This is a genomic window from Lacibacter sp. (assembly GCF_057361365.1).
Genome location: NZ_JBMQSG010000011.1, coordinates 411,316 through 427,850 on the forward strand (window position 1 = coordinate 411,316; position 16,535 = coordinate 427,850).

General features: G+C 40.2%; 10 protein-coding genes. 8 read left to right on the forward strand and 2 right to left on the reverse strand.

What is annotated here, in order from left to right:
* The first annotated feature begins 22 nt into the window (after positions 1-22).
* The 6 genes from ggt (at position 23) to ACO1QW_RS11230 (ending at position 9,764) form a co-directional block, all read left to right on the forward strand.
* The gene (ggt, locus tag ACO1QW_RS11205; RefSeq protein ID WP_486258524.1) at positions 23-1,708 is read left to right on the forward strand and encodes a gamma-glutamyltransferase; all 1,686 of its coding nucleotides are present in this window, start codon (positions 23-25) and stop codon (positions 1,706-1,708) included.
* A gap of 120 nt (positions 1,709-1,828) precedes the next feature.
* Positions 1,829-2,356, forward strand: coding sequence for a DUF1572 family protein (locus ACO1QW_RS11210; RefSeq protein ID WP_486258526.1), 528 nt, complete (start codon positions 1,829-1,831; stop codon positions 2,354-2,356).
* The gene (locus ACO1QW_RS11215; protein ID WP_486258528.1) at positions 2,356-3,393 is read left to right on the forward strand and encodes an aminotransferase class I/II-fold pyridoxal phosphate-dependent enzyme; all 1,038 of its coding nucleotides are present in this window, start codon (positions 2,356-2,358) and stop codon (positions 3,391-3,393) included. Before ACO1QW_RS11210 ends, ACO1QW_RS11215 begins: the two co-directional genes overlap by 1 nt.
* 31 nt (positions 3,394-3,424) lie before the next feature.
* Positions 3,425-4,063: a porin family protein gene (locus ACO1QW_RS11220; RefSeq protein ID WP_486258530.1), complete on the forward strand. Its 639-nt coding sequence runs from the start codon at positions 3,425-3,427 to the stop codon at positions 4,061-4,063.
* A 27-nt stretch (positions 4,064-4,090) separates the two neighbouring features.
* A complete protein-coding gene (locus ACO1QW_RS11225; protein WP_486258532.1) occupies positions 4,091-4,978 on the forward strand; it encodes a bestrophin family protein in 888 nt (295 codons plus the stop codon).
* Between the two features lie 217 nt (positions 4,979-5,195).
* Complete coding sequence (locus tag ACO1QW_RS11230; protein WP_486258534.1) at positions 5,196-9,764, forward strand: translocation/assembly module TamB domain-containing protein; 4,569 nt, start codon at positions 5,196-5,198, stop codon at positions 9,762-9,764.
* 2 nt (positions 9,765-9,766) lie between these two features.
* On the opposite strand, the gene ACO1QW_RS11235 is transcribed toward ACO1QW_RS11230, so the two are convergent.
* Entirely contained in the window at positions 9,767-10,966 is a 1,200-nt protein-coding gene (locus tag ACO1QW_RS11235; RefSeq protein ID WP_486258536.1) for a bifunctional 3,4-dihydroxy-2-butanone-4-phosphate synthase/GTP cyclohydrolase II, read from the reverse strand.
* Positions 10,967-11,158: 192 nt separating this feature from the next.
* Between ACO1QW_RS11235 and ACO1QW_RS11240 the strand changes: the two genes are divergently transcribed.
* Positions 11,159-14,461 carry a TonB-dependent receptor gene (locus tag ACO1QW_RS11240; protein WP_486258538.1) on the forward strand — a complete coding sequence of 1,101 codons (3,303 nt, stop codon included), beginning with the start codon at positions 11,159-11,161 and terminating at the stop codon, positions 14,459-14,461.
* Between the two features lie 78 nt (positions 14,462-14,539).
* On the opposite strand, the gene ACO1QW_RS11245 is transcribed toward ACO1QW_RS11240, so the two are convergent.
* On the reverse strand, positions 14,540-15,331 hold the full coding sequence (locus ACO1QW_RS11245; RefSeq protein WP_486258540.1) for an alpha/beta hydrolase: 792 nt from the start codon (positions 15,329-15,331) through the stop codon (positions 14,540-14,542).
* 249 nt (positions 15,332-15,580) lie between these two features.
* On the opposite strand from ACO1QW_RS11245, the gene ACO1QW_RS11250 reads away from it, so the two are divergent.
* Positions 15,581-16,534, forward strand: a complete 954-nt coding sequence (locus ACO1QW_RS11250; RefSeq protein WP_486258542.1) for an ATP-grasp domain-containing protein — start codon at positions 15,581-15,583, stop codon at positions 16,532-16,534.
* The last annotated feature ends 1 nt before the right edge of the window (position 16,535 follow it).

Sequence of the window (16,535 nt, forward strand, 5' to 3'; positions counted from 1 at the left end):
TAATTTCGGTAAAATTAGGTTCATGAGAAAACTGGTTGTTTCATTTCTGCTGATTGCAGCAATTCCTTCGCTGGCGCAATACAATCCTTATAATTATACCATTGAAAAGAAAGCTACGGAAGCAAAGGCTGCCGTAGTAAGTGCACATCCGCTGGCAAGTAAAGTGGGTATTGCGATTATGAAAAAAGGAGGCAATGCATTTGATGCTGCTATTGCAACCCAATTGGCATTGGCAGTAGTTTATCCAGGTGCAGGCAATATTGGTGGTGGCGGATTTATGTTGGCAGTAACAAGTAAAGGTGAACAGGTTGCTCTTGATTACCGGGAGAAAGCGCCCGCAGCTGCAAGCAGGGATATGTATATTGATGTAAATGGAAATGCGCAAACCGATCTTAGTCAAAACGGGCATCTGGCATCAGGTGTACCAGGAACAGTGGCAGGTTTATTTTCGGCACATGCTTATGCAAAACTTCCGTTTAAACAATTAATACAACCAGCTATTGATCTTGCAGAAAAAGGATTTGTACTTACTGCAGCCGAAGCAAGAAATTTAAACAATATAATGTGTGAGTTCCTGCGCTATAGCACAAAGCCAACTGTGTTTGTAAAATATGGCGGATGGAAAGAAGGAGACACACTCGTTCAAAAAGAACTCAGCAACACACTTAAACGCATTCGTGATTTTGGGCAGAAAGGATTTTATGAAGGTGAAACTGCACGACTGATCGTTACTGAAATGAAACGTGGAAATGGCATGATTACTTTGGCTGATTTGAAAAATTATAAAACAGCCAAACGTGTAACGATGCAGTCGAAGTATAAAGATTATACAATTATTGGTATGCCGTTAGTAAGCAGCGGAGGTATCCTGATACAACAGATGATGGGTATGGTAGAGAACAGGAATCTTGCACAGTATGGTTTTCATTCATGGCAGGCAGTACAGCTAATGGTTGAAGCAGAACGAAGGGCTTATGCCGACCGGGCAGAATTTTTGGGCGACAGAGATTTTGTAAAAGTGCCTGTTAAAACACTCACCTCTTCCGCATACTTACAGCAACGTATGAGCGATTTTGAATTGGGTAAAGCCGGAAAGAGTGAAACAACCAAACATGGCACTATCAACCCGGAGAGCGAAGAAACAACTCACCTTTCAGTTTACGATGCAATGGGAAACGCAGTTTCAGTTACCACTACACTTAACGGTAGTTATGGCAGCAGAACTGTTGTTGGCGGTGCTGGTTTTATTTTGAACAATGAAATGGATGATTTCAGTGTTAAACCCGGCGTTCCAAATATGTATGGTGCATTAGGAACCGAAGCAAATGCAATTGCAGCAAACAAACGCATGCTAAGTTCCATGACGCCGACGATTGTATTGAAAAACGGAAAACCATTTCTCGTTATTGGTTCACCAGGCGGAACAACTATTCCTACACAGGTTTACCAGGTGTTGTTGAACACGCTTGAATTTAATATGAGTCTTGAAGATGCAGTATGGAAACCCCGTTTTCATCACCAATGGTTGCCTGATGTTGTTTATGTGGAGAAAGCATTTCCCCTGGAATTAAGGACTAAGCTTGAACAGATAGGTTATAAAATTGTAGAGCGTGGAAATATTGGTCGCTTTGAAGCAATTAAAATTGTAAACGGAGTTGTGGAAGCTGTTGCAGATAATCGTGGAGATGATCATGCAGAAGGATACTAGGAAAATACAAAGTACGAGGTACGAAGTGAGAAGTACGAATAAAGAACAAGACCTATACAGCAGCATTCACTCATAACTTAAAACTTAGAACTCAGAACTTATAAACTCATATCTTTTCTCATGTCACTCGCATCAACCTTTTTATCATCTTACATCAAACGCAGCACTTATTACAAGGAACTTGCTGATAAAACATTTGCACAATTAAGCGAAGCCGATTTTCATTATCAGCCAAATAAAGCGAGTAATAGCATTGCCATCATCATGCAACATCTTGTTGGTAACATGCTGAGTCGTTTCACCAACTTCTTAACTGAAGATGGAGAAAAGGAATGGCGCAACCGTGATACAGAATTTGAAGAACAGCAACTGAGCAAAGATGCATTATTGAAAAAATGGGAAGAAGGTTGGAACTGTTATTTAAATGCCGTAAAAAATCTCACTGAACAGGATTTTCTGAAAACTATTACTATCAGAAGTGAAGAGCTTTCTGTTATTGATGCATTGAATCGTCAATTGGCACATTACCCCTATCATGTTGGACAAATCGTTTACATTGGCCGAATGATAAAAGATAACGAATGGCAAAGTCTGTCGCTACCTAAAGGCCAGTCGCAACAATTCAATGATCAAATGCAAAAACCCTGATGGTCACTTTATCACAAGCCCCAGGCAGAACAACATTGATCAATGGAAAAGAACATCTATTCTTTTCAGGTTACTCGTATTTAGGATTAGGATTGAATAAAGAATTTACCCACTTGGTAAAAAAAGGTATTGATCTGTATGGTGTGGTTTATCCATCATCACGCATCTCTAATACGGCACTTGATCTTTATGCAAAAATGGAGGATCAACTTGCTGCATTTACATCGGCTGAAGAGGCTGCGGTTTTTTCTTCGGGTTTTTTATCGGCACGAACAGCAGTTGATGTTGTGAGCCGGGAAATGAATGTGTATTGTTTACCCCATACGCATCCATCTTCCTCGGCATTGCCCGGTATAATTAAAATAAAAGAGTCATTAATCTGGCAGCAATTCCTTGATGAACGTAATGCTGCTGGTGAATTTCAATTTGCAGTTGTTGCCGACAGCATCAACCCCACTCCCGGCCACATCAACGATTTTTCTTTTATCCACGCTACTCCTTCCTATTTCAACATCACACTCATCATCGATGATTCACATGGTATTGGTTGGTTAGGAAAGGCAGGCAAAGGAATTGCAGCAACCTTCCAATTGCCTCCGCATGTTGAATTGCTCCTGAACTTTTCCCTATCCAAATCATTTCATATCAACGGTGGCGCTATTTGCGGCTCACGCAAATGGATAGCCGCTGTGCGCAGACATGTGAACTATGCAACCAGCACGCCACTCATGCCCTCGTTGGCTTATGCCTGGACCGAAGCATCGGCAATAGTTGCTCAGCAACAGGAAATATTGCTGCAAAACATTGAATACTTGCAAAAAATCACAACAAACTATACATTTGTGGCCGGTGAAGGAACTCCTGTATTTGTAGTAGCGAAAAAAGGCATTGCCCCGTACCTGTTACAGAACAACGTTATCATTTCCTCCTTCAGTTATCCTCATCCTGAAAGCGATCCCGTGAACCGGGTCGTGGTGAATGCCCTCCATTTAAGATCCGATCTTGAAAGACTTGCTCAGTTAATAGAACTGTATTAAAATGTTTGGCAATCACTAAATCAATAATTAAATGAAATCGTTTTTCTTACTGCTTACCTTCTGCACTGTTATTTCAACTGTTTCAAAATCGCAAGGACTTGGAAAAATATACTATGGATTAAGAGGAAGCTACAGTTATATAATTGCTCCCTTTACGCTTTCAAAAACTGAACCTACACATGGTGGCGATGTTGGTGTAATGATGAAAGTTCCTTTTGATAACCGGTTATATTTTACGCCACAGGTTGACTTTAACTATCGTGGTATGAAAGCGAAAACATTAGTACCGAATGAGTACAGCAAAATAAGTGAGTTACAGTTCAGGGTGATGCCACTTGTGCAAATCGAGTTCAAGCATCCTGATAAAAACGAAAACACGTTCTTCCTCAGCACAGGTCCCTCATTAGGTTTTGGTTTGCTGGGTAAACAGGTAAAACAAGATGGTGGTGGCACGCCTGCCGACCGAGACCTGCATTATGGCTTTGCCCGCTATGGTCGTTTCGATGCGCAATATCATCTTGGCTTAGGTTACGAAACAACAAACGGACTTCGCTTACTACTTAACTACTCCCATGGTTTGGGCAATATGATCAATACAGATGGCGCAGGCAACCTTCGCTACCGGGCAATCAGTGCAGGAATTGGATATTGGTTCGGAAAGAAAAAGTAAGACATTTGTCGCTTACTAATTACTGTTATGATCAGGTATAACCCTAAAGAATGGTTTACGTTCATCTTCCGGTTGCATAAATCGGATACTATTCGTAAACTGGCGCCTTTACTGTTGGGCATTGCAGCGTATTCTGCAATTATTGCGGTACTTGAAGTGGAAGTATTTAACCTTTCCGACAACAATCATCTCAAGAACATACCCATGATGCATAGCCTGTTAGGCTTTGCAATTTCCATGTTGCTTGTATTTCGTACAAACACTGCTTATGATCGCTGGTGGGAAGGTCGTAAACTTTGGGGTGCACTAGTAAATAACAGTCGCAACCTGTCCATAAAACTGGCGGCTATTTTGAAAGATGATGATAAAAATAACCGCACATTTTTCAGCAGCAGCATTCCATTTTATGCCTATGGTTTAATGAATCATCTCCAACAGGAATCGACCAAAACCGCATTGTTTGATGAAGATGATCATGGTCACCTGCTAAAAACTATTGACCAGGGGAAACATATCCCTAACCAGATTTCAGCCCAGCTGTTCAAACGGGTGCATCTGTTACATCAGCAGGGCAAGATCACAGGCGATGAACTGATTATTCTTAACGCCGAGTTACAATCATTTGCTGATATATGCGGCGCATGTGAACGAATAAAGAATACCCCTATCCCCTTTTCATATAGCGTGTTCATCAAGAAATTCATTTTCTTTTACGTGATGACGCTGCCATTCGGGTATGTATTTACCATGGGCTATTATGTAATACCCGTAGTTACATTTGTGTTTTATGTATTGGCCAGTCTTGAATTGGTAGCTGAAGAAATTGAAGATCCTTTTGGCAGCGATGCCAATGATCTGCCAATGGAAAAGATCGCATCAAACATAAAAAAACACGTTCAGGAAATTCTCCACTAGATTTTACGGGTTTTAACAAGGACCTTGCCATACGAAATTGCAATTTTTGTTTTGTTAATAGTGGTATTGAATTTGCCGTAACAGGCCGAATGGTTATTTTTACACATCAAATACCTTGGCTAGAAAAATCTTAAAAATACTAACCCGCATTTTAATTGTCCTGTTCCTGCTATTAGTTGCAGTGTGGCTGCTCATTCAAACAACTCCCGTACAAAACATGCTCAGCAGAAAGGCTGCGAAGTGGTTGGCAAGTGAGCTAAAGACAGAAGTGTCAGTAAAACATGTTGATTTTGCTTTATTCAACAAAGCGCTGATTGAAGGTGTTCTGGTAAAAGACCGTAACAAAGATACTCTTGCGTATATCGGCCGCCTCACCGGAAATCTCACCGACTGGTTTTTCCTGAATGATAAAATCGAATTGAATTATATCGGTCTTGAACAAACGCATTTATATGCTTACCGTTCCGATAGCGTCTGGAATTACCAGTTCCTGATCGATTACTTTTCATCTCCTAATAAAACGGCGGGCAAAAAAACACAAACAGAACTCAACTTGAAAAAGGTTGAGCTCAGGAGTATCACCATTGTTCAAAAAGATGATTGGCGGGGACAAACCATGACGGGCAAGTTGGTTTATATGCTGGTGGATCTAAAAACATTTGATCTGCCCAAACAGATCATTGAAGCTGAAACCATACACATCACTTCGCCTTATTTTTCTATTAACAGCTATACGGGCAAAAGAGCCCGGCGTTTACCCCGCCCCGATAGCAGCTATCACACGGGAGATATTATTGTGCAGCATTGGAATGAAGCCGGTTGGAAAATGACAGCTAAGAATGTTGAGATCAATGATGGTGAATTTAAAATTGACAATGCAACCGAGCGAGCGCCGCTTGAATATTTTGATGGCGCTCATCTGCAGTTCAAAAACATCAACGGTAAGTTTAAAGACCTGCGGTTTATAGGCGATAGTTTAACTGCCAATATTCAGCTTGTTGCAAAAGAGCGTAGCGGCTTTGAAGTAAAACAACTCGATGCCGATTTCCTGTTTTATCCGCAAGGCATGGAGTTTAGAAACTTGACTGCACGCACCAACAAAAGCAAGCTCACTGATTTCTTTGCAATGCGTTTCGAACAATTTGAACATGACATGAGTGAATTCATCACTCATGTTAGAATGGAAGGCGAGTTTAAAAACAGCGAATTGCATAGTGATGATATTGCTTTTTTTGCTCCTGTTTTAAAAGACTGGAACGATAAAATAACAATTGAAGGAAAAGTAAGAGGAACAGTTGATCACCTAAAGGGAACAGATATAGTTATTCGTACACTTACCAGAACTGTTATTGATGGCAACTTTACCATGGATGGTTTGCCTGATGTGAACAATACTTTTCTTGATTTGAAAGCAAACAGGCTGCAAACGTCTTACGAAGATGCGGCTGCAATTTATCCACCTATCCGCAAAATCACCTACCCTGCTATTTCAAAGATCAGTTACCTCAACTTTACCGGGTCGTATACCGGTTTCTTTAAAGACTTTGTTACGTATGGCACGTTGCAAACAAATCTTGGCACTGTAGTGACCGATCTCAACCTAAAGCTTCCTGAAAAAAGCGAACCCATTTATTCTGGTAAGATTAAAACAAGTGGCTTTGCTTTAGGCACATTTATAAAAGATGAATTGTTTGGAAATATTGTAATGGATGGTTCAATAAAAGGTCGTGGTTTTAATCCGAAGACAATGTTTGCCGAAGTTGACGGAAATATTAAAGCGATCTATATTGATGGCTATACTTATAAAAACATTAATGCAAAAGGCATTTATGAAAAAAGAAAATTTGATGGCGCCTTTGTTGTAAATGATAGCAATCTTCGTGTAAATCTTACAGGTATTGTTAACTTAAGTAAAGACACACCTGTTTACAATGTTACAGGCGATGTATACAATATCAATTTCAAGGAGCTTGGTTTAATGAAAGCGCCTCTTCGCTTAAAAGCATATGTTAATCTCGATTTTAAAGGAAGAACAATTGATGATTTTCTCGGCACTGCAAATCTTCAGAATGCAGTGTTAACGAATGATTCTAACCAGCTTTCATTTGATTATTTTTCACTCTCTTCTGTTATTGTTGATGGCAAAAAACAATTGACGGCAAGGAGTAACGAAGCAGATATAAATGTTGTAGGCAATTTCAATATCCTTGATCTGCCAAATACAACTTTGTCGTTCCTTAATATTTATTTCCCCGCTTACATTCCGCAGCCCAAGAAACAAGTAAAGAACCAGGATTTTACATTTGATATTGCCACAAGGAATGTTGCCGAATACATCGACATGTTGAACATTCCAGTGAAAGGTTTTGATAATAGTACAATTAAAGGTCGCATCAGCACCAATGAAAATACATTCAGCCTGCAAACCGATGTACCTGAATTTAAATACAAAGACATTGGCTTCAACAGCATTGCAATTACTGCCACAGGTGATTACAATAAACTAAACTTAAACGGCGCCATTAACGAAATAAGGCTTAACGACAGTCTTAGCTTACCACAAACAACTTTCACAGTATCGGCAGCAAATGATACAGGTTCGGTTAATATTCGCACAAGAGCATCGCAAACATTAAAAGATGCAAATCTTAATGCAAAAGTGAAGACAACAAGAGATGGTGTTGAAATTGTGTTTCAACCATCCACTTTGGTGATCAATGATAAGGTTTGGAATATTGAAGATAAGAGTGATCTGTTCATTGGTAAAAAAATGATCCATTCGGAAAGTATAAAACTTGAATCGGGCAATGAATCGATCAAGGCATATACAAAGTTTTCAGAAACCGGTTCAACGGAAGATTTTGTGATTGAACTGAATAAAGTACAGATCGATGATGTGATGCCTTACATTCTGAAAGATCCAAGGCTTGAAGGACAGGTTACAGGCCAGGTGAATATTGTAAACCCCTACGGCAAAGTAAGAATCGATGCTGATCTTAGCGCAGAACGTTTTCGTTTTAATAACGATTCAATTGGTGTAGTAAAAATTACCGGCAATTATAATGTGGAAACCGGTGAAATCAATTCAAACATTGTTTCTGATAATCCATTGTATGAATTTTTAAGCAGCGGCAAGATCAATCTAAAAGATCCAAAGAATCCCACTATCGACCAGGTGATTGATGCTAAGAATTTAAAATTAAGCATACTTCAAAAATATCTATCGGTTATCATGACCGATATGAAAGGAGTTGCCAATGGTGTGATTAATGTAAAAGGGAAGGCTACGGCTCCCGACCTTATAGGCAATGTAAAATTAAGCGATGCATCTTTCATTCTTGATTACACCAAGTGCCGTTATAAAATGAACGAAGGAACGGAGATCGTTTTTAAGGAAGGTGAAATTGATTTTGGCAGCATCATACTTACAGACACTGCTAACCGAAAAGCAACTTTCTCCGGCAAAATGAAACATCAATTTTTTAAAGAGATGTCTTTCAATATGGAGTTTCATGCTAATGATACAAAGCGAGGCTTCCTTGTGTTGAATACAACAAAAAAAGACAATAGTCTTTTTTATGGGAAGGTTGTAGCAGATGCCAGCGGTACTATAAGAGGCGATGTCGATAATATTGTTATGCGATTAAGAGGAACACCAACTGACAGTTCTAAAGTTTATTTGCCTACCTCCGATTCACGTGTAACAGGCACAGCCGATTTTATTGTGTTCCGCCAGTATGGTAAAGAAATGAAGGTTCAATCGAATATCAGGGAGTCATCGGAAATGACGGTTGATCTTGATGTGTTTCCCAATGAACTGGCGAAGATCTATCTGATACTTGATGAAACAACAAATGATATTATTGAAGGCCAGGGAACTGGCAACTTAAATATTCGTGTTTCAACTACTGATGGTACGTCTATGCAGGGCCGTTACAATATTACAAGTGGACGTTACACATTTAACTGGCAAGCTCTGATTAAAAAGCAGTTCCTCATCAACAACGGTGTTGTAGAATGGAATGGTGATCCATACAATGCACGCATTAATATTGATGCACGTTATGAAATTGACAGAGTTGCTCTGCCTGCAGATCTTTGCAGCACCAATGAACAAAACTCATTAACTGTTATCAGCAATCTTTCAGGTTCATTATCAAATCCTGTTATTTCGTTCCGCTTTGAGTTACCGCAAGGTCATCCTTGTCGTACCAATCCCATCACGATTAGTGGCTTTCAACGCATGTATAGTAACCCGAATGAATTGAATAACCAGGTGTTTTCATTGTTGGTGTTTAATCAATTCCTGAGTAATAATGCAAGTGCTGCGAATGCGATCGGTGGCATTGGAACAAGTGTAGCAGGAACATTAACTGAGTTTCTTGCACAGCAGGTGCAATCGGGCCTTGGTATTATTCTAAAAAATATTCCGGGGATTAATAAATTGAATCTCGATCCTTATGTAACATTTACACCTGGGTTAATTTCAGGAACTGATGCCGAAACACAAAACTTTGGAGGCACCAGCAGGTTTGGCGTAACAAAACGTTTATTAAATGGAAGATTGATTTTGAAAGCGGGTGGATCTTTATTGGTAAACACTGGTCAGAACACACCGATCGCTAATAACAACCAGCTCACCCCCGATTTTACATTGGAATGGTTGCTTACTCCCGATGGCAAATTGCGTTTGATTGGTTTTTACAGAAGCGTGTATGATGTGCAATGGCGTGCAGCCAACCGCACAGGTATCAGCTTCTCTTACGTGAGAGATTTTGAATTCTGATCTTACTTCAGAATTTCGTGACCCAATTTATCACGCTTTGTTTCCAGGTACTTTTGATTGTGTTCGTTTGGAGTAATTCTTACCGGAACAGTTTCTACGATTTCCAAACCATAACCCAATAAACCAGCACGCTTCTTTGGATTATTGCTGATGAGTTTCAGCTTGGTAACATTAAGCGTGCGAAGAATTTGTGCTCCCACACCATAATCTCTGGCATCCATTGGTAAACCCAAATGCAGGTTTGCTTCAACGGTATCTAATCCTTCTTCCTGTAGTTTGTATGCTTTGAGTTTATTGAACAAGCCAATGCCTCTTCCCTCCTGGTTCATATACAACACAACACCTTTCCCTTCTTTTTCTACCATTTGCATGGCACTATGTAACTGATCACCACAATCGCAGCGAAGTGAACCAAGAATATCACCTGTAAAACAAGATGAGTGAACACGTACCAGCACAGGTTCATCATTTTCCCAATTTCCTTTGATTAATGCAAGATGTTCCTGCTTTGTTTCCTTTTCACGGAAAGCAATCAGTTTAAAGTGTCCGTAAGCAGTTGGCATATCAACCCGAACAATTTCTTCGATCAACGAATCGGTCTTTAACCTGTATTCGATAAGATCTTTTATGGATATAATTTTCAGATCAAATTTTTCTGCAATTATTTCCAGTTGAGGAAGACGAGCCATGCTTCCATCTTCATTCATGATTTCAACCAACACACCAGCTGGTTCACAACCGGCTAGGCGTGCAAGGTCAATGGTAGCTTCTGTGTGTCCGCTGCGGCGGAGTACACCCCCCGGTTTTGCACGAAGAGGAAAAATATGGCCGGGGCGGGCCAGATCTTCTGGTTTAGTATCCTTATTAATAAGTGCCTGAACGGTTTTGGCTCTATCCTGGGCTGAAATGCCGGTACCGGTGCCGGGCCCGGTAAGATCAACAGAAATAGTAAAAGCTGTTTCGTGAAGCGACGTATTGGACGAAACCATTGGCTCCAGCTTAAGTTCATTGCAACGTTCGTCGGTAATGGCGGCACAAATCAGCCCCCGCCCTTCTTTGCTCATAAAGTTGATCACTTCCGGCGTGGTGTGACGGGCAGCAATTATAAAATCGCCCTCATTTTCACGATCCTCATCGTCTACTACAATCACCATTTTGCCATTACGTATATCCTCGATTGCACTTTCAATAGTATGAAGCATTCAATTAATTTAAGGCCGCAAAGTTAGTTGAAAACAACAGGCTTTCCACAAATCATCCCCACTCTTAAACGATATTATTTGGCCTTGCAGCAACATTTTGAAAGCCCTTGTCTTTCTTTACGAAATGTTAATATTTGTTTGCTTTCCATAGGGAAGATTGTTGTTTATTTGCACACGTAAAACTATACAAGTATGCTAAAAATCAGAAAACTACTGCTGGCGGCTGTAACCATCTTACTCAGCATGGCTGCAACTGCCCAAGTAACCACAGGTAGTATTACCGGGTCAATAAAAGATGACAAAGACGCCTTTCTTAGTGGGGCCACAGTGAATGCAACGCATGTTCCAACTGGCACAACTTATACCACAAGAACCCGTTCTGAAGGTCGCTTTGATCTTGTGAATATTATTCCTGGCGGTCCTTACACACTCACAGTTACCTATGTGGGTTTTAAGCCAGTAACAATTAATGACATTACTGTTCCACTCGGTGACAAGTTTGACGTATCGACGGTAGTGTTAAGCAGCCAGGAAGTAACGCTTTCTGAAATCGTGGTTTCAGGATCAAGAGCTTCAGGCACAGAAAAAACAGGTGCGGCAACAAACTTCTCAAGAAGGCAGATTAATAATATGCCAAACGTAAACCGCAGCTTAACCGCAGTAACCAGGGGTACGCCTCAGTCAAACGGTAACAGTTTTGCCGGTATGAACAACCGCTACAATAATATTACCATTGATGGTTCATTATTTAACAACAACTTCGGTCGCAGTGGCGACGGTTTGGTTCCAGGTGGTGCTGTAGGTGCTGTGTCAATTGATGCGGTTGATCAAATACAGGTAAATATTGCTCCTTACGATGTTCGTCAGTCGGGCTTTATCGGAGGCGGTATTAATGCCGTAACAAGAAGAGGTACTAATAACTGGTATGGTACTGCCTACTCTTTTTATAGAGATCAATCTTTTACCGGAACAAAAGTGTTAGGTACCAAAGTTGCGAATCAACCAAGGAAAACTCAAATCTATGGCGGTAGCATTGGCGGTCCAATTATTAAAAACAAATTGTTCTTCTTTGTTAACGCAGAGTTTGAAAAACGTACCAGCCCGGGCCAAACGTGGTTTGCTAAACGTCCAGGTGTAAATGATAATAATCCACAGGTTACTCCGGTATTAGCTACCGACCTTGATGCCTTAAGTACATACCTTAAAACCAATTTCGGTATTGAAACAGGTGGATACGAAAACTACAATTTCGAAACGCAGAATTTTAAAACAACTGCACGAATCGATTGGAACATCACAAAAAATCACAAGTTTACCGTGCGTTTTAACAGGTCGGAAACTGATGATGATGACCAGATCAATAACACAAGTACAACTGGTATTTCATTGCCTAGTGGCGGTGGCACAAGCAATGGCAGAAGAGGTGGCAGAACAAGTGGTATGGCTTACCAATCTTCAAATTTCAAAAACAATGTAGTAGTTACATCTGGCGTTGCCGAGCTTAACTCAACATTGTCTTCCAAAATAAACAATCAGCTTCTCGTTTCTTACACAAGTAACCAGTTAAAACGTGACCCAAATATCAATGTACCATTTGTTGATATTATGGATAATGGAAGTCCCACAAATGTTTATATTTCATTTGGTACAGATCTGTTTTCTTATAAAAACAGCATCGACGACCAGGCTTGGAATTTTGCTGATAACGTTACAATAAACTTAGGCAAGCACAGTTTAACTGCAGGCTTAAGTTTTGAAAAAATGTATTTCAACAACTCATTTACAAGTGCTGGCGGTCCTGCTTATTATCGTTACGCATCATTGGCTGCTTTTATTGCTCAAAGCGCACCTACTGTATTTGCAGTAGCATACGATCCAACAAATCCTAAAAGCATTAAAGTACCTGAAGCGAAATTTAACCAATTAGGCGTGTATGTTCAGGATGCGTGGTCTGTATCAGAAAAATTCAAGATCACTTATGGTTTAAGGGTTGATCAACCATTTTATCCTTACAAGCCACAACAGAACCCTGCCCTTGCAGCTGTTGTGTTCCAGGATGAAAATGGTAAAAATGAGCAGTTTGATGTAAGCAAATGGCCCGATTCTAAAATGCTTTTTTCACCCAGAGCAGGTTTTACTTATGATGTAATGGGAAATAAAAATACAGTAGTAAGAGGTGGTACTGGCATATTTACTGGTCGTATACCCTTTATCTGGCTGGTTAACCAGGTGGGTGATAATGGTGTGATCCGTGGCCTTTACCAGGCATCGGGTGCAGCACTTGCTTCTATCAAATACAACACCGATAGAACAACCTATATCCCAACTACTCCACCAGCAGTAGGAACATCTACTTCTTCAAGTGTTACTTATAGCGGTGTAGATAAGAATTTCAAAATGCCTCAGGTTTGGAGAACAAACCTTGCTGTTGATAAGAAGCTGGCGCAAAATTTAACTCTCACTGTAGAAGGTATCTACACAAAAATGTTGAACAACGTTTATTTCAGAAATGCAAATCTTGGAACATTGGTAGGACCTCTCGGCGGAGTTGCAGACAAACGTCCTTATTACAATCGTCGTTTAAATGCAAACGTAGATCGTATGGCTGTTCTTGACAACACAAATAAAGGTTGGAGCGCAGCGTTCACAACGGGATTGCAACGTTCATTTGCTAAAAACTTTGAAGCAGCAGTTGCATATACATTTACAATGGCTACAGATGTTGCTATTGGTTCATCTGATCAATCAGGTAGCGGTTGGACGACCAACAACATTGCCGGCAATCCTAATAATCCGGAACTTGGTCAATCTAATTTTGCTGTTCCTCATCGCATTGTTGCATCAGTATCGAAGAAAATTGAATACGGCAAAAACTTCGCAACTACATTCAGTGCGTTCTACTCAGGTGCTGCTCAGGAGAGATACTCTTATCGTTATTCGGCTGACATCAACGGAGATGCTGCAACAAACGACATGATCTACATTCCGAAAGATCCTTCTGAAATTAAATTTGTTGAAGGTTTTAAAGTGGGTACAAATACCTATACTGCAGCACAACAATCTGATGCATTCTTCAAATTCATTGAGAATGATCGTTACCTGAAAAATAATAAAGGAAGGTATATGGATCGTTACGGCGCAGTGTTACCGTGGGCACATTCTCTTGACCTGAGAATTCTTCAGGACTTTATCTTCACCATTGCAGGTAAGAAACACACTTTACAAGCAAATGCTGATTTTACTAACTTCCTGAATTTGTTGAATAGCAAATGGGGCTACCGTTATTCTTATACTTATGGTTCAGGCTTCCAGGATATTCCGATTTTGGGTGTTCCAACCAGTGGTTCTTCTACTAACAACACTGGAAACGAAGCATTCAGCAGAACTGATCCTAAGTTTACTTTTGATCCTAAAGGCGCATCAAAAGTGTACCAGGCTAACTATTCTACATCCAGCACATGGGGTATACAGGTAGGTCTTCGTTACATATTTTAATGACTACTTAGAATAAAAAGAAAAAGCGGTTTCTCTGGAACCGCTTTTTCTTTTTATATGCCTTAAAAAATAACATCCCTACCTGCCCCAACCCCACTCCAAAAAATCAGGAAAAGCTTTGGCCCATGTTGGTACATCGTGTTTACCATCTTCCATTTCAAGATAACGGATCGCATCATCAGTATATCCCTTCTTTTTTAATTCTGCTATCAAATCAAGGGCATCATCAATTGAATCAATAACGCCGTTATTATTACGATCCAGCTTTTCATCAAGCAATCCCGTTTGTAAAAAAAACTTTAACCATGGCGCTACAATGCCATCTCTCACCTGGTTATGCATTATTCGATCCGCATCATCGGTATACCCATCTTCATACGCTTTTTGTCGCCACCAGAACGAACCCGAAAAAACACCCACTTTGCTAAACTCATGAGGATAATTCCAAACAATATCCATGGCCATTAATCCACCTAAAGAAAAACCAGCAAATGACTTTTCTTTAAACTGTGGAACATTGTATTGACTGCGTAAGAAAGGAAGCAACTCGTCGAATATGAAAGAAGTATAAGCTCCTGCTTTTGCACCACGGCCCAGGTAATCGGCCTGCTTTGCAATGCCGTATTCCATCTTACGATCAACTCCGCAATGGATGCCCACACAGAAAATCGGTGCTATTCTTTTCTGCACATATAGCTCCTCGAGCATTTCATGAAAAGGCATTTTGGAAAGATCCTGTCCATCATTAATGAGCAACAAACTTAGCTCGGATGGATCATGCACCGATGTAGGGAGATACAAATCAATTTTTACATCCCGTTCCAGCAACTCCGACTTCAACAGCACCGATTCAAATACCACGTGCTTCATTTTCTCCTTAAGCATATTTTCAAAAATAAGGAAATGCAGTTAAAATTATTTTCCGGCGCAAGTTAATCTTACCGAATTGTGTACTATATTAAAGCAATAATTAAGAGATTACGCTACTTCAATATTCATTTCAAGACTTTAAATGCTTAACATGAAATGTCTATAAAAAATAATCAGGCAATTTATATAACTGCATTGATTATGTTTTGTTGATAGACTATTTGGCTAAAACCAATAAAAAATAAACAAATGAAAAAGATCGGTATTCTTCATGGCAAAGAGCGCTCCTTTCCTACTGCTTTTGTGGAAAGAATCAACAGTAAGAACGTTCCCGGCATTATGGCCGAACCTGTACTTATTAAAAAAGTAGTGCAAGGTGTCAACAACGGGTATGCTGTGATCCTCGATCGTATTTCGCAGGATGTGCCGCATTATCGTGCCTATCTAAAAAACGAAGCCATCACCGGAACAGCTGTTATCAACAACCCTTTTTGGTGGAGTGCCGACGATAAATTTTTCAATAACTGTCTTGCAACACAAATTGATGTGCCCGTTCCAAAGACAGTGATCCTGCCATCGAAAGAACGCCCCGATGATACAAGCGATGAATCATTCAGCAACCTTGCTTACCCGATGGATTGGGAAGGTATGTTCAACTATATTGGTTTTCCCGCATACATGAAACCATTTGCCGGTGGTGGATGGAAAAATGTTTACAAGCTTCGCAATGCAGAAGATTTTTTTGACAAGCATGCTGAAACAAATCAACTGGTGATGTTGCTGCAGGAAGAAATTGTATTTGAAGAATATTACCGTTGCTATTGCATTGGTCGCAAGCATGTGCGCATCATGAGTTACGAGCCACGCAACCCACATCATCTTCGTTACGTTGCAGATTTTCAACCGTCGCCTGAAAAGTTAGAAATGATGACCGATATTGTACTTCGCATTAATAATTATCTCGGTTACGATTTCAATACTGTTGAACTGGCGTTAAGAGATGGCGTTCCTTATGCCATCGACTTTTGCAACCCCGCACCCGATGCTGATCTTGCAAGTGTTGGCCAAGAAAATTTTGATTGGGTGGTGGAAGCTGCCGCATCTTATGCAATTGAACGTGCACTGGAACAAAAAGAAGGTGCGGATAATTTAACCTGGGGCGAATATGTAAAACGTGGTGCAAATAAACAACCGCTTTATTAAT

Bases quoted from the DNA above. Each gene is read 5' to 3' on its own strand.
- ggt (WP_486258524.1), top strand. From the start codon at position 23: ATGAGAAAACTGGTTGTTTCATTTCTGCTGATTGCAGCAATTCCTTCG.
- ACO1QW_RS11210 (WP_486258526.1), top strand. From the start codon at position 1,829: ATGTCACTCGCATCAACCTTTTTATCATCTTACATCAAACGCAGCACT.
- ACO1QW_RS11215 (WP_486258528.1), top strand. From the start codon at position 2,356: ATGGTCACTTTATCACAAGCCCCAGGCAGAACAACATTGATCAATGGA.
- ACO1QW_RS11220 (WP_486258530.1), top strand. From the start codon at position 3,425: ATGAAATCGTTTTTCTTACTGCTTACCTTCTGCACTGTTATTTCAACT.
- ACO1QW_RS11225 (WP_486258532.1), top strand. From the start codon at position 4,091: ATGATCAGGTATAACCCTAAAGAATGGTTTACGTTCATCTTCCGGTTG.
- ACO1QW_RS11230 (WP_486258534.1), top strand. From the start codon at position 5,196: ATGCTCAGCAGAAAGGCTGCGAAGTGGTTGGCAAGTGAGCTAAAGACA.
- ACO1QW_RS11235 (WP_486258536.1), bottom strand. From the start codon at position 10,966: ATGCTTCATACTATTGAAAGTGCAATCGAGGATATACGTAATGGCAAA.
- ACO1QW_RS11240 (WP_486258538.1), top strand. From the start codon at position 11,159: ATGCTAAAAATCAGAAAACTACTGCTGGCGGCTGTAACCATCTTACTC.
- ACO1QW_RS11245 (WP_486258540.1), bottom strand. From the start codon at position 15,331: ATGAAGCACGTGGTATTTGAATCGGTGCTGTTGAAGTCGGAGTTGCTG.
- ACO1QW_RS11250 (WP_486258542.1), top strand. From the start codon at position 15,581: ATGAAAAAGATCGGTATTCTTCATGGCAAAGAGCGCTCCTTTCCTACT.